This window comes from Geodermatophilus pulveris (assembly GCF_900188375.1).
GTDB lineage: Bacteria > Actinomycetota > Actinomycetes > Mycobacteriales > Geodermatophilaceae > Geodermatophilus > Geodermatophilus pulveris.
In genome coordinates, this window is the sequence record NZ_FZOO01000003.1 from 372,970 (window position 1) to 399,249 (window position 26,280).

23 protein-coding genes and 1 tRNA gene are annotated in these 26,280 nt (G+C 76.4%); 8 read left to right on the forward strand and 16 right to left on the reverse strand.

Annotated features, from left to right (window positions below; all coding sequences use genetic code 11):
- Window positions 1-21 precede the first annotated feature (21 nt).
- Window positions 22-2,016 carry an ATP-binding protein gene (locus tag CHB98_RS08520; RefSeq protein ID WP_089305147.1) on the forward strand — a complete coding sequence of 665 codons (1,995 nt, stop codon included), beginning with the start codon at window positions 22-24 and terminating at the stop codon, window positions 2,014-2,016.
- A complete protein-coding gene (locus tag CHB98_RS08525; RefSeq protein ID WP_245821017.1) occupies window positions 2,013-3,176 on the forward strand; it encodes an acyl-CoA dehydrogenase family protein in 1,164 nt (387 codons plus the stop codon). Before CHB98_RS08520 ends, CHB98_RS08525 begins: the two co-directional genes overlap by 4 nt.
- 100 nt (window positions 3,177-3,276) lie before the next feature.
- On the opposite strand, the gene CHB98_RS08530 is transcribed toward CHB98_RS08525, so the two are convergent.
- The 3 genes from CHB98_RS08530 to CHB98_RS08540 all read right to left on the reverse strand — a co-directional run bounded on the left by CHB98_RS08530 (window position 3,277) and on the right by CHB98_RS08540 (window position 5,941).
- Window positions 3,277-4,419: a glycerate kinase gene (locus tag CHB98_RS08530; RefSeq protein WP_089305149.1), complete on the reverse strand. Its 1,143-nt coding sequence runs from the start codon at window positions 4,417-4,419 to the stop codon at window positions 3,277-3,279.
- Window positions 4,420-4,447: 28 nt separating this feature from the next.
- Complete coding sequence (locus tag CHB98_RS08535; protein ID WP_089305150.1) at window positions 4,448-5,461, reverse strand: NADPH:quinone reductase; 1,014 nt, start codon at window positions 5,459-5,461, stop codon at window positions 4,448-4,450.
- An 84-nt stretch (window positions 5,462-5,545) separates the two neighbouring features.
- Entirely contained in the window at window positions 5,546-5,941 is a 396-nt protein-coding gene (locus CHB98_RS08540; RefSeq protein ID WP_089305294.1) for a VOC family protein, read from the reverse strand.
- A 50-nt stretch (window positions 5,942-5,991) separates the two neighbouring features.
- Between CHB98_RS08540 and CHB98_RS08545 the strand changes: the two genes are divergently transcribed.
- Window positions 5,992-6,258 carry a hypothetical protein gene (locus tag CHB98_RS08545; protein ID WP_089305151.1) on the forward strand — a complete coding sequence of 89 codons (267 nt, stop codon included), beginning with the start codon at window positions 5,992-5,994 and terminating at the stop codon, window positions 6,256-6,258.
- 10 nt (window positions 6,259-6,268) lie between these two features.
- Here the strand turns inward: CHB98_RS08545 and CHB98_RS21555 are convergent, their stop codons facing one another.
- Window positions 6,269-6,817 (reverse strand): hypothetical protein, encoded by a 549-nt coding sequence (locus CHB98_RS21555; RefSeq protein ID WP_179224326.1) that lies wholly within the window; start codon window positions 6,815-6,817, stop codon window positions 6,269-6,271.
- 98 nt (window positions 6,818-6,915) lie between these two features.
- Here CHB98_RS21555 and CHB98_RS08555 point away from each other — a divergent pair, with 98 nt between their 5' ends.
- Window positions 6,916-7,761 carry an ATP-grasp fold amidoligase family protein gene (locus tag CHB98_RS08555; protein WP_179224328.1) on the forward strand — a complete coding sequence of 282 codons (846 nt, stop codon included), beginning with the start codon at window positions 6,916-6,918 and terminating at the stop codon, window positions 7,759-7,761.
- A 20-nt stretch (window positions 7,762-7,781) separates the two neighbouring features.
- Entirely contained in the window at window positions 7,782-8,600 is an 819-nt protein-coding gene (locus CHB98_RS08560) for an alpha/beta hydrolase (protein WP_089305295.1), read from the forward strand.
- Between the two features lie 22 nt (window positions 8,601-8,622).
- Here the strand turns inward: CHB98_RS08560 and CHB98_RS08565 are convergent, their stop codons facing one another.
- The 8 genes from CHB98_RS08565 to CHB98_RS08600 form a co-directional block, all read right to left on the reverse strand.
- Entirely contained in the window at window positions 8,623-10,062 is a 1,440-nt protein-coding gene (locus tag CHB98_RS08565) for an APC family permease (RefSeq protein WP_245821018.1), read from the reverse strand.
- The gene (locus CHB98_RS08570) at window positions 10,059-12,056 is read right to left on the reverse strand and encodes a primary-amine oxidase (protein WP_089305154.1); all 1,998 of its coding nucleotides are present in this window, start codon (window positions 12,054-12,056) and stop codon (window positions 10,059-10,061) included. The genes CHB98_RS08565 and CHB98_RS08570 overlap by 4 nt, the downstream gene beginning before the upstream one ends.
- 130 nt (window positions 12,057-12,186) lie before the next feature.
- A complete protein-coding gene (locus CHB98_RS08575; RefSeq protein ID WP_089305155.1) occupies window positions 12,187-14,808 on the reverse strand; it encodes a bifunctional FO biosynthesis protein CofGH in 2,622 nt (873 codons plus the stop codon).
- Between the two features lie 175 nt (window positions 14,809-14,983).
- Entirely contained in the window at window positions 14,984-15,841 is an 858-nt protein-coding gene (locus CHB98_RS08580) for an ABC transporter permease subunit (RefSeq protein ID WP_089305156.1), read from the reverse strand.
- A complete protein-coding gene (locus tag CHB98_RS08585) occupies window positions 15,838-16,803 on the reverse strand; it encodes an ABC transporter ATP-binding protein (RefSeq protein WP_089305157.1) in 966 nt (321 codons plus the stop codon). Before CHB98_RS08585 ends, CHB98_RS08580 begins: the two co-directional genes overlap by 4 nt.
- Window positions 16,800-17,894 carry a hypothetical protein gene (locus CHB98_RS08590; RefSeq protein WP_089305158.1) on the reverse strand — a complete coding sequence of 365 codons (1,095 nt, stop codon included), beginning with the start codon at window positions 17,892-17,894 and terminating at the stop codon, window positions 16,800-16,802. Before CHB98_RS08590 ends, CHB98_RS08585 begins: the two co-directional genes overlap by 4 nt.
- The gene (locus CHB98_RS08595) at window positions 17,878-18,495 is read right to left on the reverse strand and encodes a sigma-70 family RNA polymerase sigma factor (protein ID WP_245821019.1); all 618 of its coding nucleotides are present in this window, start codon (window positions 18,493-18,495) and stop codon (window positions 17,878-17,880) included. The genes CHB98_RS08590 and CHB98_RS08595 overlap by 17 nt, the downstream gene beginning before the upstream one ends.
- 204 nt (window positions 18,496-18,699) lie before the next feature.
- On the reverse strand, window positions 18,700-19,212 hold the full coding sequence (locus tag CHB98_RS08600) for a flavin reductase family protein (protein WP_089305159.1): 513 nt from the start codon (window positions 19,210-19,212) through the stop codon (window positions 18,700-18,702).
- Window positions 19,213-19,321: 109 nt separating this feature from the next.
- Between CHB98_RS08600 and CHB98_RS08605 the strand changes: the two genes are divergently transcribed.
- The gene (locus CHB98_RS08605; RefSeq protein WP_218822296.1) at window positions 19,322-20,767 is read left to right on the forward strand and encodes a dihydrolipoyl dehydrogenase family protein; all 1,446 of its coding nucleotides are present in this window, start codon (window positions 19,322-19,324) and stop codon (window positions 20,765-20,767) included.
- On the opposite strand, the gene CHB98_RS08610 is transcribed toward CHB98_RS08605, so the two are convergent.
- Window positions 20,725-21,264: an NUDIX domain-containing protein gene (locus CHB98_RS08610; RefSeq protein ID WP_089305160.1), complete on the reverse strand. Its 540-nt coding sequence runs from the start codon at window positions 21,262-21,264 to the stop codon at window positions 20,725-20,727. The genes CHB98_RS08605 and CHB98_RS08610 overlap by 43 nt on opposite strands.
- Window positions 21,265-21,322: 58 nt before the next feature.
- Here CHB98_RS08610 and CHB98_RS08615 point away from each other — a divergent pair, with 58 nt between their 5' ends.
- On the forward strand, window positions 21,323-22,117 hold the full coding sequence (locus tag CHB98_RS08615) for an SGNH/GDSL hydrolase family protein (RefSeq protein WP_089305161.1): 795 nt from the start codon (window positions 21,323-21,325) through the stop codon (window positions 22,115-22,117).
- Between the two features lie 3 nt (window positions 22,118-22,120).
- On the opposite strand, the gene CHB98_RS08620 is transcribed toward CHB98_RS08615, so the two are convergent.
- Window positions 22,121-24,046 (reverse strand): putative bifunctional diguanylate cyclase/phosphodiesterase, encoded by a 1,926-nt coding sequence (locus tag CHB98_RS08620; RefSeq protein ID WP_245821020.1) that lies wholly within the window; start codon window positions 24,044-24,046, stop codon window positions 22,121-22,123.
- Window positions 24,047-24,266: 220 nt separating this feature from the next.
- Between CHB98_RS08620 and CHB98_RS08625 the strand changes: the two genes are divergently transcribed.
- Window positions 24,267-25,304: an LLM class flavin-dependent oxidoreductase gene (locus tag CHB98_RS08625; RefSeq protein ID WP_179224330.1), complete on the forward strand. Its 1,038-nt coding sequence runs from the start codon at window positions 24,267-24,269 to the stop codon at window positions 25,302-25,304.
- 61 nt (window positions 25,305-25,365) lie between these two features.
- Here CHB98_RS08625 and CHB98_RS08630 read toward each other — a convergent pair whose 3' ends face one another.
- Both CHB98_RS08630 and CHB98_RS08635 read right to left on the reverse strand, forming a co-directional pair.
- A complete protein-coding gene (locus CHB98_RS08630; protein ID WP_089305163.1) occupies window positions 25,366-26,034 on the reverse strand; it encodes a DUF4333 domain-containing protein in 669 nt (222 codons plus the stop codon).
- A gap of 155 nt (window positions 26,035-26,189) precedes the next feature.
- A tRNA-Arg gene (locus tag CHB98_RS08635) sits at window positions 26,190-26,262 on the reverse strand.
- Window positions 26,263-26,280: the final 18 nt, after the last annotated feature.

The window sequence follows — 26,280 nt, forward strand, 5'->3', positions numbered from 1 at the left end:
CCGGCCGGGGGGTGCTGAGCGGTGTTCGACACCGTCCTGGTCGCCAACCGCGGCGAGATCGCCGTCCGGGTCGTGCGCACGCTGCGCGCGATGGGCATCCGCTCGGTCGCCGTGTACAGCGAGCCGGACGCCGGCGCGCTGCACACCCGCGTCGCCGACGTCGCCGTCTCCATCGGCCCGGCGCCGGCCGTCGACAGCTACCTGTCCGTCGAGCGGGTGCTCGACGCCGCCGCCCGCACCGGCGCGCAGGCGGTGCACCCCGGCTACGGGTTTCTGTCCGAGAACGTCGAGTTCGCCCGCGCCTGCGAGAAGGCCGGCATCGTCTTCATCGGCCCCCCGGTCGCCGCGATCGAGGCGATGGGCGACAAGATCCGCGCCAAGCAGACCGTCACGGCCGCCGGCGTCCCCGTCGTCCCGGGGCGGACCGAGCCGGGCATGGACGACGCCGCCGTGGCCGCCGCCGCGGTCGAGGCCGGCTTCCCGGTGCTGCTCAAGCCCAGCGCCGGCGGCGGCGGCAAGGGCATGCGCGTGGTGCGCGCCGAGGCCGAGCTCCCGGGCGCGATCGCGGCCGCCCGCCGGGAGGCGCGCGGCTCCTTCGGCGACGACACCCTGCTCGTCGAGCGCTACATCGGCTCGGCGCGGCACGTCGAGGTGCAGGTCCTCGGCGACGCCCACGGCACCGTCGTGCACCTCGGCGAGCGCGAGTGCAGCCTGCAGCGCCGCCACCAGAAGGTCGTCGAGGAGGCGCCCTCCCCGCTGCTGTCCCCGGCGCAGCGGGCGCGCATGGGCACCGCCGCCGTCGAGGCCGCCCGCGCCGTCGGCTACACCGGCGCCGGCACGGTGGAGTTCATCGTCGACGCGGAGCGTCCGGCCGACTTCTTCTTCCTGGAGATGAACACCCGGCTGCAGGTCGAGCACCCGGTCACCGAGCTGGTCACCGGCCTGGACCTGGTCGAGCTGCAGGTGCGGGTCGCCGCCGGGGAGCCGCTGCCGTTCGGCCAGGACGACGTCGCGCTCACCGGGCACGCCATCGAGGCGCGGGTCTACGCCGAGGACCCGGCCCGCGGCTTCCTCCCGCAGTCGGGCACCGTGCTCGGCCTGCTCGAGCCGGTGGGCACCGGCGTGCGGGTGGACAGCTCGCTGGCCGTCGGCTCCGTCGTCGGCACCGACTACGACCCGATGCTGGCCAAGGTGGTCGCGCACGGCCCGGACCGGGAGACCGCACGCGCCCGGCTGGTCGCCGCGCTCGGGCACACCGCCGTCCTCGGGGTGCCGACCAACACCGCCTTCCTGCGCGCCCTGCTCGCCGACCCCGACGTGGTCGCCGGGCGGCTGGACACCGGCCTCATCGAGCGGCGCGGCGAGGCGCTGACCGCCGCCGGGCCGGTGCCGCCGACGGTGTACGCCGCCGCCGCGCTGGCCGAGCTGCTGGAGGCCGAGCCGGCCGGGCCGGTGGTCGACCGCTGGGACGTCCCCGACGGCTGGCGGCTGGGCGAACCCGCCTGGACGGTGCGCCGGCTGCAGGCGCCCGGCGGGGAGCCGGTGACCGTGCGGGTGCGCGGCCGGTCGTCGGCCGCGGAGGTGCAGGTGGGCGACGGCGACCCGCTGCCTGCCACGGCGCGCCGGGACGGCGGGGAGCTCGTGGTCACCCTCCGCGGCCTGACCTCCCGGTACGCCGTCGTCCACTCCGGCGGGCAGCTGTGGCTGGCCGGCGACGGGCGGGTGACCGCGCTGCGCGAGCACGAGCGGCTGCACGCGGCCGAGGAGGGCGCGGCCGGCGACGGCGCGGTCACCGCACCCATGCCCGGCACCGTGACGCTGGTGCAGGTCGCCGTCGGCGACCGCGTGGAGGCCGGCGCGCCGCTGCTGGTCGTCGAGGCGATGAAGATGGAGCACGTGCTGACCGCACCCCTGACCGGGACGGTCACCGAGCTCGGCGTGACGGCCGGCCACCAGGTCCGGCTGGACGAGAGGGTGGCCGTGGTGACCCCACCGGCCGCCGACGAGGAGGGGTGACCCGAGTGCTGGACTACCGGCTCGACGAGGAGACCGAGGCGCTGCGCAAGGTCGTGCGCGAGTTCTCCCAGGACGTGATCGCGCCGCAGATCGGCGCGTTCTACGAGGCCGACGAGTTCCCCACCGCGATCGTGCGGCAGATGGGCGAGCTCGGGCTGTTCGGCCTGCCGTTCCCGGAGGAGTACGGCGGCTCCGGCGGCACCTACTTCACGCTGTGCGTCGCGCTGGAGGAGCTGGCCCGCGTCGACTCCTCGGTCGCCATCACCCTGGAGGCCGGCGTCTCCCTCGGCGCCATGCCGATCTACCGCTTCGGCACCGAGGAGCAGAAGCAGCAGTGGCTGCCCCGGCTGTGCGCCGGGGAGGCGCTGGGCGCGTTCGGCCTCACCGAGCCCGGCGGCGGCTCCGACGCCGGGTCGACGCGGACCACCGCCCGGCTCGAGGACGGCCACTGGGTGGTCAACGGCTCCAAGGCGTTCATCACCAACTCCGGCACCGACATCACCGGGCTGGTCACCGTCACCGCCGTCACCGGGGAGCGGCCGGACGGCAAGAAGGAGATCTCGGCGATCATGGTGCCCGCGGGCACGCCGGGGTTCACCGTCGGCAAGAAGTACTCCAAGGTCGGCTGGAACGCCTCCGACACCCGCGAGCTGTTCTTCGACGACTGCCGGGTGCCGGCCGGGAACCTGCTGGGCGAGCGGGGCCGCGGCTTCTCGCAGTTCCTGTCCATCCTCGGCGAGGGCCGCATCGCCATCTCCGCGCTGGCCGTCGGGCTGGCGCAGGGCTGCGTGGACGAGTCGGTGAAGTACGCCGCGCTGCGCGAGGCGTTCGGCCAGCCGATCGGCCGCAACCAGGCCATCCAGTTCATGATCGCCGACATGGAGGTGCGCGCCTCCACCGCCCGGCTGGCCTACTACCGGGCCGCCGAGCGGATGCTGCGCGGCGAGCCGTACGGCCGCGAGGCGTCCATCGCCAAGCTGTACAGCTCGGAGGTGGCGGTGGACAACGCGCGCTACGCCACCCAGGTGCACGGCGGCTACGGGTACATGAACGAGTCGGCGGTCGGCCGCTTCTACCGCGACGCGAAGATCCTGGAGATCGGGGAGGGCACCAGCGAGGTGCAGCGGATGCTCATCGCCCGCGACCTCGGCGTGGGCTGAGCGCAGTTCCCGACGAGATCGGCGATCCCGCACGCCTGCGCCCCCATGGCCGTGCGAGATCGCCGATCTCGCCGGGTCGGGGCGCCGGCAGCCGACGAGGTCAGGTGCCCGCTGTCCCGTCGACGAGTCGGTCGACGGCGATCTGCTCCGCCAGCCGCTCGAGCAGCGAGGCGGCCTCGGCCATGCAGCGCTCGGGGTCCGGCTCGAGGTCGGTGAGCGCGTGCGCGGCGTCGATGCCGGCCGCCCGCAGCGGCTCGTCGGCCAGGTCGCGGCGCCCGCAGACGGCGACCACCGCGGGGACGCCGGCCGCCCGGGCCCGCCGCGCGACGCCGACCGGCGCCTTGCCGCGCAGGCTCTGCCCGTCCAGCGACCCCTCACCGACGACCACCAGGTCGGCGCCGGCCACCAGCCGGTCGAAGCCGAGCAGGTCCAGCAGCAGGTCGATGCCCGGCCGCAGCTGCGCCCCGAGGACGGCGAGCGCGGCGAACCCCACCCCGCCCGCGGCGCCGGCACCCGGCTCGTCGCGCAGGTCGCGACCGGTGGCCGCCGCCACCGCGTCGGCCAGCCGGGTCAGGCAGCCGTCGAGGTAGGTGACGTCGTCGGGGTCGGCGCCCTTCTGCGGGCCGTAGACCGCGGCGGCGCCCGCGGGGCCGGTCAGCGGGTTGTCCACGTCGCAGGCGACGACCACCTCCGCCCCGTCCAGCGCCGCGGCGACCCCGCCGACGTCCACCCGGGCCAGCCTCTCCAACCCGGCGCCACCCGGGCCGATGGGGGCGCCGTCGGCGTCGAGCAGCCGCCCGCCGAGGGCCTCCAGCAGCCCGGCGCCCCCGTCGGTGGTGGCGCTGCCGCCGATGCCGAGGACCACCCGGCGGGCGCCGGCGGCCAGCGCGGCGGCGACCAGCTCACCGGTGCCGCGGCTGGTGGCGGTGCGCGGCTGGGGCCGGCCGCCGGGCAGCCGGCCCAGTCCGGAGACGTCGGCCATCTCGACGACGGCGACGTCCCCGAGCCGCGCGTAGGCCGTCGCCACCGGCTCGCCGGTGGGCCCGGTCGCGGTGACCGGCACCTCGTCGTACCCGGCGGCCAGGGCGGCGGCCAGGGTGCCGTCCCCGCCGTCGGCGACGGGCAGCCGGACCACCTCGACGTCCGGGCGCGCGGCGGTCAGGCCGCGGGCGACGGCCTCGGCCACCTCCGTCGCGGTCAGCGATCCCTTGAACTTGTCCGGGGCGACGAGGACGTGGGGCACCGGGCGATCCTGTCAGCTCGGTCCGCTCTCAGCTCGTGACGTCGACCAGCACCTTGCCGACGGCACCCTCCTCGACCGCGCGGTGCGCCCGCGCGGTCTCGGCCAGCGGGAAGACGTGCAGCGGCAGGCCGGCGTCCTCGCCGACGCGCACCGCGCCGTCGAGCACCGCGGCGTTGACGTCCTCCACGCCGATCGCCTTGGCCCGCTCCGGCTCGGTGTAGACGAGCACGAACTGCCAGCGCGCGTTCTGCACCATCTGCGCGCGCACCGGCAGGGTGACCTCCGCGCCGCCGTCGTCGGCGTACATCGCGACCGCGCCGTGCCGGGCCACGAGCTGGGCGTCGACGGCGGCGTTGGTCGCGGCGGAGACCTCGACGATCGCGTCGACGCCGTCCGGGGCGATCTTGCGCACCTCGGCGACGACGTCCTGGCGGCGGTAGTCGACGACGTGCGACGCCCCGGCCGCGGCCGCCAGCTGCGCCTTGCGCGGGCTGCTCACCGTGGCGACGACGGTGGCGTCGGCCCAGCGGGCCAGCTGGACGGCCGCGTTGCCCACCGCGCCGGCCCCGCCTTGCACCAGCACGGTGTGCCCGGTCAGCGCGCCCGGGCCGAGCCGGTCGGGCAGCGACTCGGCGACGGTCAGGCAGCGGTGCGCGGTGAGGAACGGGATGCCCAGCGCCGCGCCGAGCTCGAACGACGGCCCGGCCCCGAGCAGGACGACCTGCCGCGCGGGGACGACGGCGTACTCCGCCGCCGTCCCGTGCGGGCGCTGCCAGGCGGCCTCCCAGATCCACACCCGCTCGCCGACCAGCACCGGGTCGACGCCCTCGCCGACGGCGTCGACGGTGCCCGAGCCGTCCTGGTCGGGCACCTGGCCACCGGCGGGCGGCTCGGCGGTGCGCCGGCTCTTCCAGTCGGTCGGGTTCACGCCGGAGTACGCCAGCCGCACCCGCACCTCGCCCGGGCCGGGCTCGGGGGTCGGGCGGTCGACCAGCTGCAGGACGTCGGGGTCGCCGTTCTCGGTGTAGACGATGGCTCGCACGGTCCCCTCCTACCCGGGCCGGGCGGTCGGACGCGCGGTGACCACGGTCAGCCCAGCGGCGGGGTGCTCACGGGTGCCCGCGGCTCAGGTCAGGGTGAGCTGCCAGGAGACGCCGAAGCGGTCCTGCACCCAGCCGAAGCGGCGGCTGAAGTCGTAGGCGTCCAGCGGCATCAGCACCGTGCCGCCGTCGGCCAGGCCCGCGAAGGCCCGGTCGAGCTCCTCCTCCGAGGCCGTCTCGACCCAGATGGAGAACGACGGCGTGAAGCCGAAGTCGTGCACCGGGGGGCTGTCGAAGCAGCGGAACACCTGCCCGGCGATCGAGAAGGTGGCCTGCTGCACCGTCCCCTCCGCGCCCGCGGCGTCCGGCCCGAACCGATCGAGGGTGAGGAGGCGCGCGTCGTCGAACAGCGACGTGTACAGCTCCACCGCCGGCTCCGCGTCGCCCGTGAACATGAGGAAGGGGGTCACCTGCTGCGGCATGGCCGTCACCGTAGGGCCGGCCACCGACGCGATCCGGGCACGATGGTGCGGTGGCTGCCCCCGTCGACGACCTGGTGCTGCCGGCCCGGGCAGGTGGTCACCTGCGGCTCGACGGGCGCGCCGTCTCGGTCCGGTGGGGGCCGGACGGCGACCGCGGCCGGGTGGCCGACCGCTGCCCCCGCGAGCTCGTGGCGGCGGACCTGCCGTACGTGTCCGACCTGGACGTCCTCCGGCCGCGGTGGACGGCGGGCGAGCTGCGGGTCCTGCGCGCGGTGCTCGACCGGGCGGTGCACGTCCTGCGGGCCGCGCTGACCTGACCGCCGGCGCTCAGCCGAGCCGCTGGCCGACCGCGGCCAGCAGGTCGTCGACCACGGACGGCTCGCTCCCCGTCGCGACGACGAGCACGACCACCTCCCCGGCGTGCACCAGGCGGGTCTCGCCGGCCGACCCGCTGCGGATCGTGACGCCGGTCCACCCCGACCCCGACCAGTCCGCCACCGACCGGGCGGGCGGGCCGGGCGCCGCCGACGCGCAGTCCGGCGCCTCCGCCCGTGCCTGCCCCAGCACCGCCTCGGCGACCATCGGGACCGACGTCGCCCAGGCGTAGACGTGCACGGTCGCGTCCTCGGCGGCGTGTCCCGCGGCGACCGGCTCGCCGAGGGCGGGGTCCACCCGCGGCGCCGGCGTGCCCGGCGCCGTGGTGCACAGCAGCGCGGGCGGCGGCGGTGGCCGGACCGGCCGGGCCCCGGGCACCGGCACGGACAGCGCCGCCGCGAGGTCGGGCGGCCCGCCCGGGGAGGCGGTGCCCTCGACGGCCGCGGTGCAGGAGGTCAGCCCGAGGGCCGCCACCAGGACCCAGGCTCCCGCCGTCCGCACGACCGCCACCTCCCGCAGAGGGGCTACCCCCGTCCGCCGCCGGCGCACGCGGTGGACCCGCGCTTGCCGGGCGCCGTCCCGGCTGGTGGGGTCGGGCGGTGCCCGCCCCGCTGACCGGCGTCCTGCCGCCCCCGCTGCTCCGCACCGTGCGCTACCGGCAGGCCACCGGGCACCTCCCGCCGCTGCGGCGGCCGCGCACCTTCTCCGAGAAGCTCAACTGGCGGATCACCCTCGACCGGCGCGAGCTGCTGGCGCCCACCTGCGACAAGCTGGCGATGAAGGAGCACGCCCGCGCGCTGGCGCCCGGCCTGGTCCGCGTCCCGGAGACGCTGTGGTCGGGCACCGACGTCGGCGAGCTGGCCGACGTCGGCCTGCCCGGCGCGTGGGTGCTCAAGCCCAACCACTCGTGCATCCGACGGCTGTTCGGCCGCGGACCCGCCGACGTGGCCGAGCTGCGCCGGCGCACCGCCGGCTGGGTCGGCGAGCAGTACTGGCGCCGCAGCGGGGAGTGGGCCTACCGGCGGGCGCGTCCGTGCCTGCTGGTGGAGGAGCACGTCGGCGACCCGGGCACGGTGCCGGCCGACCTCAAGGTGCTGGTCGTCGGCGGGGCGCCCCGGCTGGTCGAGCGGCACACCGGCCGGGACGGCGACCACGGCGTTCGGCTCTGGTCGCCGCAGTGGGCGCCGCTGCCCTGGACGCTGGGCCGCCGGCCCGGCCCGGACGCCGCCCCGCCCGAGCGCCTGGACGACCTGATCGCGGCCGCCACCGCGCTGGCCGGGCCCTTCGACATGATGCGCGTCGACTTCTACGACGTCGGCGGCGAGCTGTGGTTCGGCGAGCTCACCCCCTACCCCGGCGCCGGGCTGTCCCCGCTGGAGCCCGACCTCGACGCCTGGCTGGGCGGGGCCTGGACGCTCCCGCCGCTGCGGCGCACCCGCCGCTGACCGGCTCCGCGGTGGGGGTGGTGCGCACGGTGGCGGCGGTCGCCGGGGTCGTCGTCGTCCTGTACGCGGGCCTGGTCGGGGCGGCGTGGGCCCTGCAGCGCCACCTGGTGTACCTGCCCGACGCCGGCCCGGTGCCGCCCGCGGCGTCCGTCCTCCCGGGGGCGCGCGACGTCGTGCTGCGCACCGGGGACGGCCTCCGGCTGGGCGCCTGGTTCGTCCCGGGGGCCGGTCCCGAGGCGCCCGCCGTCCTGGTGGCGAACGGCAACGGGGGGCACCGCGGCCTGCGGGCGCCCCTCGCCGCGGCCCTGCACGACGAGGGCCTGGCGGTGCTGCTGTTCGACTACCGCGGGTACGGCGGCAACCCCGGGACGCCGGGCGAGGCCGGCCTGGCGCTGGACGTCCGGGCCGCCCGCGGGTACCTCCTGGAGGAGGCGGGCGTGCCGGCCGGCCGGCTGCTGTACCTCGGCGAGAGCCTGGGCGCCGGGGTGGTCGCCGAGCTCGCGACCGAGCACCCCCCGGCCGGGCTGGTGCTGCGCTCGCCGTTCGTCGACCTGGCCGCGGTCGGCCGCGAGCACTACCCGTTCCTGCCGGTCGGGGCGCTGCTGCGCGACCGCTACCCGGTCGCGGAGCGGGTCGCCTCGGTCGAGGCCCCGACGACGGTGGTGTACGGCGGCGCCGACTCGATCGTGCCCCCCGGGCAGAGCCGCGCCGTGGCCGACGCGGCTGCCGGGCTGCACCGGGTGGTGGAGGTGCCCGGTGCCGACCACAACGACCCGGTGCTGCTCGACGGCCCGGAGCTGGTCGGCGCGGTCGTGGAGCTGGCGCGCCGGGCCGGCTGACCGGACGGGCGCCGGCGAGCGGTCAGGACCGCACCGGCGGGACGGGCTCCTCCTCGGTGCTGCCGACCTCCCGGGCCACCTCCGGCCGGCGCACGCGGACGGCCAGGTACCAGGCCATGCCCAGGGCGAGGGTGGCGAGGTAGATCCAGGGCAGCAGGTTCAGCGGCCACGCCGGGCTCGGGACGACGTTCTTGTAGAACACGTACAGCAGGGCGGCCACGACGACCACGGCGAGGACGGTCGAGAGGGGGTTGGCCTCGCCCCGCCGGCGGAGGAAGAACGGCAGGGCCGCCGCCATCAGCAGGTAGGCCACCATGTAGCCGAACGTCCCGACGGTGCCGACGTAGGCGTAGACCTCCAGCGGCCCCCGGCCGGGCACCATCAGAACGATCGGCACCAGGCCGATGACCGGCGCGATGACGCCGATCGCCACGTGCGGTGTCTTGTACCGGGGGTGGGCGCGGCCCAGCGGCCGGGGCAGGACGTCCTCCTCGCCCATCGTGTAGAGCACCCGCGAGGCGGCGTTGATGCTCGCGATCGCGACCGCGAAGAACGACGCGGTGACGCCGAGGTCGACCAGCCAGGTGACCCCGCCCAGGCCGTTCTGCGCGGCCAGTTCGCTGACCGGGGCTGCGCTGCCGCTCAGGCCCTCCGTCCCGCCGAAGCCCAGCACGGAGGCGTAGGTCGCGAAGACGTACAGCAGCCCGACCAGCACGGCGCTGCCGACGACCGCCCGGGGGATGGTGCGGTGCGGGTCGCGCGCCTCGGCGCCCAGGCTGGCGGCGCTCTCGAAGCCGACGAAGCCGAGGACGGCCAGCACGATCCCGTACGTCACACCGTCGAAGCTGGTCCCGGACAGGTCGAACTGAGACGGGGCCGCGCCGTCGCCGCCGCGGACCACCACGACGACGAGCACCAGGAGGACGGCGGCCACCGAGACGACCTCCAGGACCAGCCCGACGCGGGTGGAGATCCTGATGCCCGCGATGGCGAAGGCCGCGGCGGCCACCGTGGTGAGGGCGGTGATGACGATGTACGCGGTGTTGGAGGTCGCCGGCAGGCCGATCGAGTCGAGGAAGCTGCCCAGGTACGGGCCGATGAGGGTCACGCCCAGCATCGCGATGCAGAGGTAGCCGATGACCAGGCTCCAGCCGGCCGCGAAGGCGCCCGTCGGGCCCAGCCCGCGGGCGACGTAGCTGTACAGCGAGCCGGAGGAGGCGAACCGCCGCCCGAACTGCGCCACGCACAACCCGACCAGGACGACGACGACCGTGGCGGCCACGTAGGACAGCCACGCGCCCTGGCCGGCGAACAGCACGATGAGCGCCGGGCCGGTGGCCATGACCGCGCTGGGGGCGATGCCGGCCACCGACTGGGACAGCACCTCCACCTGTGTCATCGAGCCGTGCGCCAGCCCGCGGTCGGGGTGGGCCGGAGCGGCCGCCTCCTCGCCCGTGCTCACCGTCCGGCCGGCCCGTGCCCGTTGCCGTCCCCGTGCCCGTTGCCGGTGTGGCACGCCGGCGCGGACCGGGGCATGTCGAGGGCGGGGTTGCCGTCGAAGAACCCGACCGGCTTGAGCGAGAAGCCGGCGTAGCTGACCGGCATGACCGGCCAGTCCTCCGGGCGGACGACGTGGTGGGCGCCGAAGGAGTACCAGACGACGACGTCCTCATCCTCCAGCGGCCGGTCGGCCTCCTGGTACTGCAGCAGCCCGCCGGGCGAGCCGTGCTGGTTGGGGTAGTCGCCGGCCGCGTACCGCTCGGCCGGGTCGTACCGGGTCACCCACAGGTGCTTGTAGGCGAACTGGGCGCGGGCGTACGCCTGGGAGCCCTCCTGCTGCAGCGGCAGCACGTTCTCCCCGGGCATGATCTTGTAGCCCACCGGCTGGCCCAGCTCGTTGACCTGGCCGGGGTTGACGACGTACCAGGTGCGGGCCACGAACGGGTCGATCAGCCGCCGCGCCTCCGACTCCCGGGTGAGCGGGGTCTTCTGCGTGACCCAGGCGTTGCCGTACGGGTTGTCGGGGCCGGGTGGGAGTGCGGCGGCGTCGACCTCGTAGACGGTGTTCCGCTCGCCGTCGACCTGCATGTCCAGCCGCACGTTGAAGAAGTGCTGGTGGTGCGGGCCGTACAGGCCGGGCGCCACGAGGGTGCCGAAGCGCGGCTCCACGCCCTCCGGGACGGCGCCGGTGGAGATGACGCCGGTGAGCTTGACCTCGTACTGGATCGAGCCGTCGGTGTAGAGGTACCAGAAGAACCCGTACTCGTAGTTGCCCACGGTGGCGAAGCAGGAGACCACCAGCCGGCGGGAGCGGCGGACCTCGACCTTCTCGGTCCGGAAGTCGGTGTGCTTCCAGCCGACGCCGTAGTCCTCCTCGTGCATGCAGATGGCGTTGGGGATGGTCACCGGCTGGCCGTCCTGGTCGTTGGCCACGACGTCGAAGTAGTGGATCTCGCCGAGGCAGTCGCAGCCGAGGGTCAGCGGGTTGAGCAGCAGCCCCACCCCGTACTCGCCCTCGTCGAAGACGTTCTTGATCCGGTGGGTCGGGGCCGGGTCGGCGTAGGGGATGTACATCTCCGACAGCGAGGCCCGGTAGACCACCGGCCGCAGCCGGCCGCGGTCCTCGTAGCCGACCTGATGCAGCACCAGGCCCTCGCGGGGGGAGTAGCCGACCCGCAGCCGCCACTTCTGCCAGCTGACCGCGTGGCCGTCGACGGTGAAGCTCGGCCCCTCGGGCTGGGTGATCTCGATCGGCCGGACGTCGTCGCGCAGCCCGGTGTGCGCCGGGCGGTTGTCGTCGTCGAACATCAGCTCCGGCGCGTAGTTGCCGGCCTTCGGGGGCAGCGGGACGACGCCGTGGTCGCGGACGTCGATGACCTCCATGCGGTCGAGGTCGACCAGCACGACGAGGCCCTCGACCGGCCGGGCGTAGCCGTTGTCGTCCTCGCGGGAGCGCACGAAGGTCAGCGGGCGGATCAGCCGGCGGCCGGTGGGGTCCTCGAGGTCGTGGCCGGCGGCCCAGGGGTCGATCATCGCCAGCGAGAAGTCGGTGACCCCGCGCCTGCGCATGGCCTCCTGCCACCGCGGGTCGGCCCGGGTGATCTCCTCGGTGCTGAAGAACTCCTCCAGCATCACGCTGGGCTGCACGCCCTCGACGACCCGCCAGGACGTCACGGTGGCACTCGTCAGCGAGACGACGGCCTCGACGGTCTGCTGGTGGCCGCGGTCGTAGAGGACGGCGAAGGCGGCGCGCTCCGGTGCCGGGCCGCCGTCGCGGTCGTGGGCGAGGACCTCGTCCTTGGGGGGTTCGTGCAGGGCGACGGAGACGAACCGGACCCGGCTGTCGAGCCCGCGCTGCTCGCGCAGGATCTCCGACGCCCGCCGGACCTCCTCCGCGCTCAGCGGCTCCAGCGGGTTGCCGGTGCGGGTGGTGATGTCGGAGAGCTGGACTGCCACGGGGTCTCCTCGAGGAGTGTCGACCGGGGCTGGAGGCGCGGTGGCGCGGCCAGCGATGGGCGGACGCTAGCCTGGGTGTCCCCCGGCGACAAGGCGTCTTCGCTGGTCCGGTGCGGTGCGGGAGAGTTGCTCAGCCCGGGGTGATCGACAGGTCCAGCGCGCGGCGGCCCTCCGCGGACCGCGCCGTGGCGATCCGCTCGGCCGGGGGCGTGCCGTACCCCGTCGTCCGCTGCCGGGCCGGGCGGCCGATCGCGGCGGCCATGGACTCCAGCTGCGCGATGGTCTTCAGCGACCCGTGGCCGCTGCCGGCCATCCGGCTGATCGTCTCCTCCATCAGCGTGCCGCCGAGGTCGTCGGCCCCGCCGCGCAGCACCACCTGCGTGCCGACGTCCCCGAGCTTCACCCACGAGGTCTGCACGTGGTCGATGCGCCCGTGCAGCAGCAGCCGGGCGACGGCGTGCACGGCGCGGTTCTCCCGCACCGTCGGCCCGGGGCGGGCGACGCCGGCCAGGTAGATCGGCGAGCTGTGGTGCACGAACGGCAGGAGCACGAACTCGGTGAACCCGCCGGTCTCGTCCTGCACCCGGGCCAGCGTGCGCAGGTGGGCCACCCAGTGGGCGGGGGTGTCGACGTGGCCGTACATCATCGTCGACGTCGTCGGCAGGCCCACCCGGTGCGCCGTGGTGACGATCTCCAGCCAGGTGGCGGTCGGCAGCTTGCCCTTGGTCAGCACCCAGCGGACGTCGTCGTCGAGGATCTCCGCCGCCGTCCCGGGCACCGAGTCCAGCCCGGCCTCCCTGGCCGCGGTGAGGAAGTCGGCGAACGACAGCCCGGTGCGGGCCGCACCGTTGACGACCTCCATGGGGGAGAAGGCGTGCAGGTGGATGTCCGGCGCGCGGCGCTTCACCTCGCGGGCGAGGTCGAGGTAGGCGGTGCCGGGCAGGTCGGGGTGGATGCCGCCCTGCATGCAGATCTCGGTCGCCCCGGCGGCCCAGGCGCGGTCCACCCGCGCGCCGACCTCCTCCAGCGACAGCGTGTACGCGTCGGCGTCGGTGCGCCGCTGGGCGAACGCGCAGAACCGGCAGCCGGTGTAGCAGACGTTGGTGAAGTTGACGTTCCGGTTGACCACGTAGGTGACGTCGTCGCCGACGGTGTCCCGGCGGACGGCGTCGGCCAGCGCGCACAGCGCCTCGAGGTCCGGACCGTCCGCGCCCAGCAGCGCCAGGTACCCGCCGTCGGACAGCCCCGCGGGGTCGGCCTCGGCCTGCCGGAGGGCGGCGTGCACCGCCGGGTCGCCGGCGGTCAGCGCGGTCGACCGCCCGTCGCGGGCGGACTCGGTGCGCGACCGCAGCTCGGCCCAGTCGCCGTAGACCGCGTCGAAGTCGCCGCGCCGGTCACCGGTGCGCCCGGTGGTGTCCACCTCGACGTGCAGGTCGACCCGCCCGGAGGAGGTCCACGTCCCGGATCCGAAGGCGGCGTCCGGCTCCTGCCAGGGCAGCCCGGCCGGCACCCGGCCCTCCACGGCCAGCCCGTCCGGGCCGGCCAGCGCCGCGACGTGCGGGCGCACCCGCGGGTCCAGCCACGGCTCGGGGGCCAGCACGTACGGCGGCTGGGCGGCCAGCCGCTCGCGCAGCTCGTAGCCGGCCTCGGCCGACAGCGCGGCCAGCTCGTCGGTGTTCGGCCAGGGCCGCTCCGGGTTGACGTGGTCCGGGGTCAGCGGGGAGACGCCGCCCCAGTCGTCGACGCCGGCGCGCAGCAGCAGGGCGAGCTCGGTGGCGTCGGACAGGTTCGGCGGCGCCTGCACCCGCGCGGCGGGGCCCAGCAGCAGCCGGGTGACGGCGACCGCGGCCACGTACTCCTGCAGCGCCAGGTCGTCGTGGGCGGCCATCGCGGTGCGCGGCTTGGCCCGGAAGTTCTGGACGATGACCTCCTGCACGTGCCCGTGCCGCCGGTGCGCGGCGCGGATCGCGCCGACGGCGTCCACCCGCTCGGCCGGCGTCTCGCCGATGCCCAGCAGCACGCCGGTGGTGAACGGGACGGCGGAGCGGCCGGCGTCCTCCAGGACCCGCAGCCGGACGGCGGGCTCCTTGTCCGGGCTGCCGTGGTGCGGGCCGCCGGGCTCGGACCACAGCCGGGTGGCCGTCGTCTCCAGCATCATGCCCATCGACGCCGCGACCGGCTTGAGCCGCTGGATCTCCTCCCAGCTCAGCACCCCGGGGTTGAGGTGCGGGAGCAGGCCGGTCTCCTCCAGCACGCGGATCGCCATGGCCCGCAGGTAGGCCGGGGTGGAGTCGAAGCCGTGCGCGGCCAGCCACTCGCCGGCCACCGGCCAGCGGTCCTCCGGGCGGTCGCCGAGGGTGAACAGCGCCTCCTTGCAGCCCAGCGCGGCCCCGGCACGGGCCACGTCGAGCACCTCGTCGGGGGAGAGGAACGGCACCCGCCCCTCCCGGCGCAGCTGCCCGGGGGTGGTGACGAACGTGCAGTAGTGGCAGCGGTCGCGGCACAGCCGGGTCAGCGGGATGAACACCTTGCGGCTGTAGGTGACCACCCCGGGCCGGCCGGCCGAGGCCAGCCCCGCGTCCCGGACCCGGCCGGCCGCGGTCAGCAGCCGGTCCAGCGGCTCGCCGGGGGCCAGGCCGCGGGCGTGCAGCAGCGTCTCGGCCTCGACCGGGTCCAGGGAGACGCCGCGCTCGGCGCGGGTGACGGCGCGGCGCAGGGCGGACTCGGTGGGCGGGTTCAGCGGCTCGCTCATCGCCCCCGACGCTAACCCCCGGCCGTCCGGGACACCTCCCCCGAAGCGCCGTGGCTGCGGCCACCGCGCGCCCAGCGTGTGCGCCGGCGCCCTGTTCCACCGTGCGGACCAGGGCCTGCGCGCCCACGCTCACCCCGCCGGCGGCCTCCCGCGCGCCAATGGCCGCTGCCGGCGCCTACACGTCGCGGCGGGAGAAGGACAGCGCGGTCAGTCCCCACACCATGGCCACCCACGCCGCGGCCCACGCCAGGTAGGCCGGGGTCAGGGCGCCGTCGCTGAGGAAGGGGAAGCCGCCCTCGCCCGGGCCCATCTGCAGCAGCGCGATCGGGTCCTGGAAGGCGTTCATGGCCCCGCGCCACAGGCCGTCGGTGGGCAGCAGCACCCGCGACACGGTGCCCACCCGCTCGACGCCCTCGTTGCCCAGCGCCCCGCCGATGCCGCCCACCACGCCGGCGACCCAGGTGGCGCCGAACAGCCCGACCGCGACGATGCCCGAAGCCATGGGGGAGACCGCGCTGGACAGCAGCAGCGCCAGTGTCAGCAGCACCACGGTCTGCGCGGCGAGCAGGGCCACCCCGGTCACCGGCGCCGGCGGCCAGTAGCCGACCGTGGCGCCGACCACCAGGACCTGCGCGAGGCCGGCCAGGACGACGTAGCCGCCGCCGAAGGCGGCCAACCCCAGCCACTTGCCCAGCAGGACCGCGGACCGGCGGACCGGGCGGGCGAGGACGACCAGCGCCTGCCCCGACTCCAGCTCGCCGGACAGCGTCGGCCCGGCCAGGAACGCGGTGCCGACCGCCGCGATCAGGCTCAGCCCGAACATGATCAGGTTGAGCAGCAGCGAGGCCACCAGCCGGGCCTCCCCGCTGGTCAGCGTGCCCAGCTCGGAGTCCAGCCCGACCAGCCGGGAGAAACCCCATGCGCTCAGCGCGAGCAGCACCACCGTCAGGGCCAGCAGCGCCCACACCACCCGGCGCCGGGCGGCCTCGCGCAGGGTCAGCCCCGCGATGGCGAGCACGGTGCGGGCGGTCACGGCCGGGCCTGCCCGGAGCCGGCCCGCAGGATGCCCAGCAGGCGCTCCTCCAGGCTGATCCGCGCCGGCTCCACCGCGTGCACCCGCACGCCGAGCGCGACCAGGTCGCGCACCAGGTCCGGCACCGTCGTCCCGTCGTCCTCCGCCGGCAGGGCGACGGTGTACCAGCCGCCCTCGCGGTCGACCGGCCCGGCGACGGCCAGCCGGGCCTCCGCGGCCGGGACCAGGCCGGTCAGGTGCAGCCGGACCTCGCGCTGGCCCAGCAGCTCCGCGAGCGTGCCGGAGGCGGCGACCCGGCCGCGGTCCAGGACGACCACCCGGTCGCACACCCGCTCGACCTCGCCGATCAGGTGGGAGTTGAGCAGCACGGCCACGCCGCGCTCGCGCAGGGACAGCACCACGTCCCGGACGTCGGCCCGGCCCAACGGGTCCAGCGCGCTGGTCGGCTCGTCCAGCACCACCAGCTCGGGGCGGGCGACCAGCGCCACGGCCAGGCCCAGCCGCTGCTGCATGCCCTTGGAGAAGCCGCCGACCCGGTCGCCGGTGCGGGCGCCCAGCCCGACCAGCTCCAGGCAGCCGCGCTGCTCCTCGGCCGGGACGTCGGCGCCGGCCAGCCGCACGTGCAGCCGCAGCACCTCCGCGGGGGTCAGCCACGGCTGGTAGCGGAACAGCTCGGGCAGGTAGCCCACCCGGGCGCGGGCGGCCGGGTCGCTGCCCGGGCGGCCCAGCACCATCACCTCGCCGGCGTCCGGCCGGACCAGGCCGAGCAGCATCTTGATCACCGTGGTCTTGCCGGCGCCGTTCGGCCCGAGCAGGCCCACCACCTCGCCGCGGCCGACCGACAGCGCGACGCCGTCGACCGCGGTGCGCCGCCCGTACCGCTTGCGCAGGCCGTCGCACCACAGCGCCGGGGCCGGCGGCAGGTCCTCGACCAGCCGGGCCGCGGCCTCGACCGCGGTCACCGCAGCTCCGCGGCCACGTCCAGCACCTCGTCGGGACCGAGCGAGCCGCCGACCAGGGTGACCACGCCGTCCTCCACCCACACGACGGCGGCCAGGGCCTGGTCGCGCGACTCGAGCACGGTGGCGGGCAGGCCGCCGACCTCGGCCGCGGAGGTCTCCACCAGGTCCGCCGGCACCGGGATCGGCAGCGTGGACCCGTCGGCGGTGAAGCCGCGCAGCTGCGCGGCCAGGTCCTCGGGCAGGCCGGGCAGGGACAGCAGGTAGTCCTGGACGGTCTCGAACGGGACGCCGGAGGAGAACGCCTGCGGGGCGACCGCCCGGCCGACGACCAGCGAGGGCAGTCCCGAGGGCTGGGTCCAGACCGCGGCGACGCCGGGGCCGGCGGTCAGCCGCACCTGGGCGCCGTCGAGCCCCGCGGGCAGCGGCGGCAGGGGCTCCCCGGACGCGGACGCGGCCGCCGCGGCCTTCTCCGCGGAGAAGGTGAAGACGCCGCTGAGCTCGCCGACCACCGCGTACGCCGGCTCGCCCTCCACGCCGGTGGGCAGGTCGCCCACCCCGGGGACGTCCAGGCCGGTCTCCGCCTCGGCGGCCGCGGCGTCGGCGACCTGGCGCGGGCCGTCGTCACCGGTCACCGCGACGTCGCCGTAGGCGGTGAGGTCGGGCAGCGCGACAAGGTCGTCGGTGCTGACCTCCAGCGGGGCGACCTGCTCGGTGCGGAAGATCGGCAGCCAGTCCGTGGCGGCGGCCACCCCGGCGCCGGACAGGACGACGACCGCGGCGAGCACGGCCGCGGCCGGCCGGTGCAGCCACCCGGCGCGCCGGCGGGCCGGTGCGGCGGCGGGCGTCGTGGCGGCGGGCGTCGCGGGCCGGGCGGGCAGCGCGACGGACAGCCGCTGCCAGGCGGCCGCCGGGTCGGCGTCCGCGGCGCGGTCGGTGCGCAGCGCCGCGCCGGCCAGCGCGGCGTCCTCGCGCGCGGCGGCCAGTCCGGCCAGGCACGCGGCGCAGCCGGCGACGTGCCGCCGGTCGGCGTCGGAGACCCCGGCCGGCTCGTCGAGCAGACGGCGCAGCACGCCCTCACTCGGATGACGCATGACGGACCCACTCCTCTCGCAGGGCGGACTCGGCCCGCCGGATGGTCGTGCCGACGCTGCCGGGCGCCATGTCCAGGGCCTCGGCGATCTCGGCGTAGCTCAGGCCGCTGTGCCGCAGCACCAGGGCCGCGGACTGCTTGTGCGGCAGCCGGACGAGCAGTGCCCGCAGCCGGCTGTGCTCGTCGCGGCCGACGACGGTGTCGGCCACGTCGGCGGCCGGCTCGTCGACCGCGGTGGCCGCCTCCCGGGTGGCGCGGCGCCGCCCGGAGCGCAGCACGTTCAGGGCGGTGTGCACCGCGGCGACCGACAGCCAGCCGCGGGCCTCGCCCGCCGGCACGGTCGTGCGGCTGAAGGCGAGGAACACCTCCTGGGCGACGTCCTCGGCCTCGTCCCGCGACCCCAGCACGCGGGCGGCCGTGGCGACCACCCACCGGTAGTCGGCGCGGAACACCTGCTCCAGGTCGGGCCGCACGGCCACCGCCCGGCCGGCGGCGCCGTCGGCCCGCCTGGTCCGGCCGGCCAGCACGCCGCCCCCGCCCCGCGGCAGCGCGGCCGCCAGGGCGGCGGCGGGCCCGCCGGGGCCGGATCGTCCGAGGTCCACACCGGTAGAGCACCACCGGGGCCCGGGATGTGACAACGCCCCGCTCCCCGGCCTCGTCCCGGTGTCCCCGGCGGTCGACGGGGTCCGGACACCGCTGGCAGGACGGTCTCTTGCGGTCGTCCTCCCGCTGTTGCGGTCCTGCAGCACCGCTCCAGCGGGGGGAGGACCGCAGGAGTGGGAGGGGTGCGGCTGGAGTGGCCGGCCTCACCCGCGCCCGGCCGGCCCCCCGCCCGCGTCGGCGTACCGGCCGCGCAGCCGCAGCAGCGGGGCGCCGCCGCCGGCCAGCACCGGGACGTCGGTGACCTCCAGGAGGGCGAGCACGTGGTCGCCGGCCTCGACCGCCCGGTGCAGGCGGCAGTCCAGCGCGGCCAGCCCCCGCTCCAGGACGATCGCCCCGCTGTCCCCGGCCCGCCGCCAGGGCACCGACTCCAGCAGGTGGCGGGCGCCGGGCCGGCCGGCGGAGGAGAACCGGCTGGCCACGATGGCGTGCTCGGCGGCGAGGACGGTCAGGCCGCAGGCGCCGACCTCCCCGAGCACCTCGGCCGGGTAGCCGTCGGCGGACAGGCCCACCGCGACCAGCGGCGGGTGCGCGGAGACGCTCATGACCGAGGACACCGTGGTGCCGACGTCGTCCATGTCGTCGCGGACGGTCAGCAGGCACACCCCGGCGGCGTACTGGCGCAGCGCCGCGGCGAACGTGGCGGGGTCGACCGGCATGGCGGCCAGTCGACCACAGGAGGGCCTCCGGCCCCGCCGCCGGCTCGGGTGGGCGCCGGGACCGGGCCGGGCGCTGTGCGCGCCGCCTCGCTGCTGGTGAGATGGGGGTGTGGACACCCGCGAGTTCGACGTGGTCGTCATCGGTGGCGGGTCGACCGGCGAGAACCTGGCCGACGTCGTCGTCCGGGGCGGGCTGACCGCCGCCCTGGTCGAGGCCGAGCTGGTCGGCGGGGAGTGCTCCTACTGGGCGTGCATGCCCAGCAAGGCGCTGCTCCGCGGCACCGAGGCGCTGGCCGCCGCGCGCGCGGTCGACGGCGCCCGCCAGGCGGTGACCGGCGAGCAGGACGTCGCGGCGACGCTGGCCCGCCGGGACACCTTCACCCACGGCTGGGACGACGCCTCCCAGGCCGGCTGGGTGGCCGGCGCCGGCATCGAGCTGCTCCGCGGCACCGGCCGGCTGGACGGCGAGCGGACCGTCGTCGTCACCGACACCGACGGGCAGGGGACCCGGCTCACCGCGCGGCACGCGGTCGCCGTGTGCACCGGCTCGGAGGCCGCCGTGCCGCCCGCGGACGGGCTGCGCGAGGTCGGCCCGTGGACCCCGCGGGAGGCCACCAGCGCCAAGGAGGCACCCGGCCGGCTGCTGGTGGTCGGCGGCGGCTACGTCGGCTGCGAGATGGCCACCGCCTGGGCCGCGCTCGGCTCGCAGGTCACCCTGCTGCAGCGCGGCCCCCGGCTCCTGCCGGACCTGGAGCCCGAGGCGGGCGAGGCCGTGGCCGAGGCGCTGCGGGCGGCCGGCGTCGACGTCCGGCCGGGCACCGAGGTCACCGCCGCCCGGCGCGAGGGCACCGAGGTCGTCCTCACCACCGCCGGCGGGGAGCTGCGCGGCGACGAGGTGCTGGTCGCCGTCGGGCGCCGGCCGCGCACCGGCGACCTCGGGCTGGACACCGTCGGCCTGCCGCCGGGGGAGTACCTCGACGTCGACGACTCGCTGCAGGTGCGCGGCCTGCCCTGGGCCTACGGCGTCGGCGACGTCAACAACCGCCGGCAGCTCACGCACATGGGCAAGTACCAGGCCCGCCAGGCCGGCGCGGCGATCGTCGCCCGCGCCCGCGGGGAGCAGGTGTCGCTGGCCGACTGGTCGCCGTTCGTGGCCACCGCCGACCGGCTGGCCACCCCCTCGGTGGTGTTCACCGCCCCGCAGGTGGCCAGCGTCGGGCTGACCCGCGCCGCCGCCGAGCGGGCGGGGGTGGCCCACCGGGTCGTGCAGTACGACATGGGCGGCGTCGCCGGGGCGTCGCTGCACGCCGACGGCTACACCGGGACGGCGATCGCGCTGGTCGACACCGACCGCGAGGTGCTGCTCGGGGTCACCTTCGTCGGGCCGGCCGTCGCCGAGCTGGTGCACGCCGCCACGGTCGCCGTCGCCGGCGAGGTGCCGATCGCCCGGCTGTGGCACGCCGTGCCGGCCTACCCGACGATGAGCGAGATCTGGCTGCGGCTGCTGGAGGGCTACCGGGACGCCGCCGACCGCTCCAGCAGCAGCAGCGCGTAGGCGGCCAGGCTCGGGCCGTCGGTGAACCGGCCGCCGGTCACCATCGCCCGCAGCTCGTCCTCGGTCACGAACGCCTGCCGCATGTCGGCCTCGGTGGCCTCGCGCGCGGTCGGCCCCGGGGTCAAGTCGGTGGCCAGCCAGACGTCGAACGCCTGCGTCGACAGGCCGGGCGCGAGGTCCAGGTGGCCGAGGTGGCGCAGCGACCCGGCGCGCAGGCCGGTCTCCTCGGCGAGCTCCGCGCGGGCCAGGTCCTCCGCGGACCCGGTCGAGCCGGCCGTCCAGGTGCCCTGCGGGAACTCCCACGCGCGCCGGCCCAGCGGGTACCGGTACTGCTCGACCAGCCAGAAGCCGCCGCGCTCGGCGGGCAGCACCAGCGCGAAGTCCGCCTTCTCCACCACGCCGTAGACCCCGGCGCTGCCGTCGGCCCGCTCGACGGCGTCCTCCCGCACCCGGATCCACGGGTTGCGGTAGACCTCCCGGCTGCCCGTCGTCCGCACCCGGCCACTGTGCCGGGTCGCGCGCCCGGGCGCCCGGGCGGCGTGCTGGAGTGGGGCCGTGCAGCTCGGACCCACCCACCTCTCCTGGCGCCGCTTCGTCGCCCTCGGCGACTCGTTCACCGAGGGGCTGGCCGACCCCGACCCGCAGCGCCCGGGGGAGTACCGCGGCTGGGCCGACCGGCTGGCCGGGCACCTGGCGGCCGCCACCGAGGGGGAGGTCGAGTACGCCAACCTGGCCGTCCGCGGCCGGCTGCTGACCCAGGTGCTCGACGAGCAGGTGCCGGTCGCGCTGGCCGCCGGGCCGGACCTGGTCAGCCTGGTCGCCGGCGGCAACGACCTGCTGCGCCCCGGCGCCGACCCCGACCGGCTGGCCGCCGACCTGGAGGGCGCCGTCGCCCGCTTCCGGGCCGCCGGCGCGGACGTGCTGCTGGCCACTGGCGTGGACCCGCGGCAGACGCCGATCATCCGCCGCACCCGCGGGCGGGTGGCGGTGTTCAACGCCTCGCTGTGGTCGATCGCGGGCCGGCACGGCGCCGTCGTCCTCGACCAGTGGGGCGCCGGGTGGATCCAGGACTGGCGGATGTGGGACGGCGACCGCATCCACCTCACGCCCGAGGGGCACCGGCGGACGGCGCTGGCCGCGGCCACCGCCCTGGGGCTGCGGGTGGACGACGACTGGCGCACCCCGCTGCCGCCTCAGCCGCCGCGCGCACTGCGGGCGGCCCTGGCCGAGGAGGCCGCGTGGGTGCGCGGCTTCGTCGCCCCGTGGGTGGCCCGCCGGCTGCGCGGCCGCTCGTCGGGGGACGGCCGGGCGGCCAAGCGCCCGGTGCCGCTCGCGCTGCCGCGCCGCTGAGCCTCAGGGGTCCGTGCGCAGGTCCTCGGTGACCGGGCCGGCCGGCGGGCGGCCCTCGTCGGCCCGCCCCTGCCCGTCGGGCCGGCGGTCCGGCCGCGGGGCCGGCACCGGGGGGAGCCCGCGGGTGGCCAGCGCCTCGCCGTCCAGCACGTCCTGCACGGTGACCTCGCCCGGGGGCAGGGTGCCGGTCAGGTCGACGTCCCCGGTGCTCGGCACGGTCGCCGGCAGCGGCGCCGGGCGGCCGAAGGCGTAGCCCTGGGCCATCTCGCAGCCGTGCTCGCGCAGCCAGTCGGCCTGGTCGAGGTCCTCGATGCCCTCGGCGATGACCTGCAGGCCCATGCCCAGGCCCAGCTGCACCAGGCCCTGCACCAGCGCCGCGGTGGAGGGCTCGGTGACCACGTCGGCGACGAACGAGCGGTCGATCTTGACGGTGTGGATGGGCAGCCGGTGCAGCGCGGTGATCGCCGAGTAGCCGGTGCCGAAGTCGTCCAGCGCCAGGGTGACGCCGGCGTCGGTCACCTCCGACACCGCGTGCAGGGTGGCGTCGGCGGCGAACAGCGCGGTGGACTCGGTGATCTCCAGCTCCAGGCGCTCCGGTGCCAGCCCGGACTCCGCCAGCGCGTCGACGACCAGCTCGGCGAAGCCGGGCTCGGCCAGGTGCCGGGCGGAGACGTTGACGTGCACCCGCAGGCCGGCCGGCCAGCCGGCGGCGTCGAAGCAGGCCTGGCGGAGCACCCAGGCGCCGAGCCGGGAGGTCAGCCGGTTGTCCTCGGCGGCGGCGAGGAAGGCCCCGGGCGGGAGCAGCCCGCGGGTGGGGTGCTCCCAGCGGATGAGCGCCTCGTAGCCCAGCAGCGTCTCGTCGGCCAGCGACACGATCGGTTGGTAGAACAGCCGCAGCTCGTCGGACTCCAGCGCGTGCCGCAGGTCGGCCTCGAGTTGCAGCTGGTCCACCTCGCTGTCGGACAGGCCGCCGTCGTGCACCTCGACGCGGGCGCGGCTGCCGTCGACCTGGGCGCGGGTGAGCGCGGTCTGCGCCTGCCGCAGCAGCTCGTCGGGGGCGACGTCCGAACCGAGGGTCAGCCCCACGCTGGCCGACAGCACGATCTCGCGCTCGCTGACGAGGAACGGGTCGTCGAGCACCGACAGCAGCCGGTCGGCCATCGTCCGCAGCCCGTCGAGGTCCTCGACGTCCTCGGCCAGGATGAGGAACTCGTCCCCGCCCAGCCGGACGGCGGTGTCCTCGGCCCGGGTGCTCCGGCGCAGCCGGTCGGCGACCTGGATGAGCAGGTCGTCGCCGGCCTCGTTGCCCAGCACGTCGTTGACCGCCCGGAACCGGTCGAGGTCCAGGTGTACCAGGCCCACCTGCAGCCCGCGGCGGCGGGACAGCGCGAGGGCGTGCTCCAGCCGGTCGCCCAGGGCCCGCCGGTTGGGCAGGCCGGTGAGCGGGTCGGTGAAGGCCCGGCGGACCAGGTCCTCCTCGGCGCGGCGGCGGTCGGTCCCGTCGACCAGCGACAGGACGACGAACTGCGGCTCCCCGGTGCTGGTGTGGATGACCTCGTGCGACTGGGTGGCCCACAGCTCCGTGCCGTCGGCGCGGCGCAGCCGCCGCTCGCCGTCGACGCCCAGCCACGGGTCCACCGGGCCGTCGGTGCGGTCGGGCACCGGGGCCTCGTCGGGGTGGGCGAGCAGGTCGACGTGCCGCCCCACCAGGTCCTCGGGGGTGCGGCCGGTCAGGCTGCACAGGGCGTCGTTGACGACGAGCAGGTGGCCGTCGAGGCCGACCAGCGCCTTGGGGATCGGCGCGGCGAGGAACAGGGCGCGGAAGAGCTGCCCGCGGTCGGCCAGCAGGGTGTCGATCGCGCGGGGCCGCGAGCCGGGGGCGGCGGTCCCCTCCCGGGGGCGCGACACGTCGGGGGCGCTCGGGTTCACCCGCACAGGGTGATGGACCCGGGCCGCCCAGCCCGGGAACCGGCCGACGGAGAGTCGTGGTCGGTCGCTCACGCAACGTCACTTGACGTGCACGGTGGGGCAGGAGTCGATCCGTGGGGCGAGGGAGGCGCCGTCGTCCCCGGGTGGCACCGGTCGTCGTCGGGAATCCGCGCGGGGCCCCTGGTGCTCGACCGCAGCAGACGGACCAGAGGTGAGGGTGATGGAGAAGCGGATCGGGTTCCTGTCGTTCGGGCACTGGCAGCCCATCCCCGGCTCGCAGGTGCGGACCGGGCGGGACGCGCTCGTGCAGAGCGTCGAGCTGGCCGTGGCCGCAGAGGAGATCGGGCTGGACGGCGCCTACGTGCGGGTGCACCACTTCGCCCGGCAGCTGGCCTCGCCCTTCCCGCTGCTCGCCGCCACGGCCGCGCGGACCCGGCGGATCGAGGTCGGCACCGGCGTCGTCGACATGCGCTACGAGAACCCGCTGTACATGGCCGAGGAGGCCGCGGCGACCGACCTGCTCAGCGACGGCCGGCTGCAGCTCGGCGTCAGCCGCGGGTCACCCGAGACGGCGCTGCGCGGCTCGGAGGCCTTCGGCTACGTGCCGCCGGAGGGCTCGACCGACGCCGACCTCGCCCGGCAGAAGACCGCGCTGTTCCTGGCCGCCGTCCAGGGGGAGCGACTGGTGGACGCCGACCCGCGGATGACCGGCGGCATGCCCGGCAGGCTGGCGGTGCAGCCGCAGTCACCCGGCCTGGCCGAGCGGATCTGGTGGGGTGCGGGTACCCGGGCGACCGGCGAGTGGGCCGCGCGCCTGGGGATGAACCTGATGAGCTCCACGCTGCTGAGCGAGGACACTGGCGTGCCCTTCGACGAGCTGCAGGCCGACCAGATCGCCCGCTACCGTGCCGCCTGGGCCGAGGCCGGCTGGGCGCGGTCGCCGCGGGTGTCGGTGAGCCGCAGCGTCCTGCCGATCACCAGCGACCTCGACCGGCAGTACTTCGGCGAGCGCTCGGGTGAGGACCAGGTCGGGCTGCTCGAGGGCGTGCGCGCCCGCTTCGGCAAGGGCTACGTCGGCGAGCCCGACCAGCTGGCGGAGGAGCTGGCCAAGGACGCCGCCGTCCGCGAGGCCGACACCCTGCTGCTCACCGTGCCCACCATGCTCGGCGTCGAGTACAACGCCCGGCTGCTGGAGACGGTCACCCGCCACGTCGCCCCGGCGATCGGCTGGGTGCCCCTGGACCAGCGCGGCCGCTGACGCGCGGGCGCGGTGGCGCCGGTCGGCACCGCCGCGCCCGCGGGGTCGTGTGCTGTGGCGGTCAGGCGACCTCGTAGGTGACGTCGCCGGCCTCGTCGACCGTGGCCAGGACGTCGAGGTTGTCCGTGGCGTCGGTCGCGTTGGTCACCGTGCACGGGATCGGGGTCCCGAAGCCGTCGACCAGCACGCTGCGACTCCCGGCGTCACAGGTCGTGGTGACCTTCACGCCGGCCTCGGCGCCCACCTGCTGGCTCAGCGCCGCCTCGACCTCGGCGATGACGACGAAGTCCTCGACGCTGGCGATCCACACGTCCCCCTCGTCTTCGGTCTGCTCGACGGTGTAGGAGACCGGCTGGCCGTCGAGGGTGCCGGTGCAGGTGGTCGTCGTACCGGCTTCGAGCGGCACGTCGTCCGGGCACGAGACGTCCGACGGGGCCAGCCCGAACTGCTCCTCGGTGATCCGGGCGATCTCGGTCTCGGCCTCGGTGGTGTCGAGGAGCTTGCTGCCGAACAGGAACAGCGCGCCGGCGATCAGGCCGGCGATCACGATGACGGCGGCGGCGGTGCCGGCGACGATCGCGCCGGTGCGGCGGCGCAGGGCCGGCGGCTGCGGGGCGCCGGACCGGGCCGGCGGGGGAGGGCCGTACGGCGCGGCCGGCTGGCCGTGGGGACCGGACGACGGGGGCGGCGGCTGCTGGGTGTACCCGGGGTGGCCGATCTGCTGGGTCATGGTCTCGTTCCTCTCGAGCGGGGGTCTCGAGGGGAACGGTGGCGGGTGGGTCTGGTGGCGGACCTGCCGTGGCCTTGAGGCGAGCTTGAGCGCGTGCTCGGGTGCCCGCCGGGCCGCCGCGCCGTGGCGCACGACCGCGACGGCGGCCCGGTGGGTGCGCCCGGCAGGGATCGAACCTGCGACCAAGTGCTTAGAAGGCACCTGCTCTATCCGCTGAGCTACGGGCGCTCGGGCACAGATCATCGC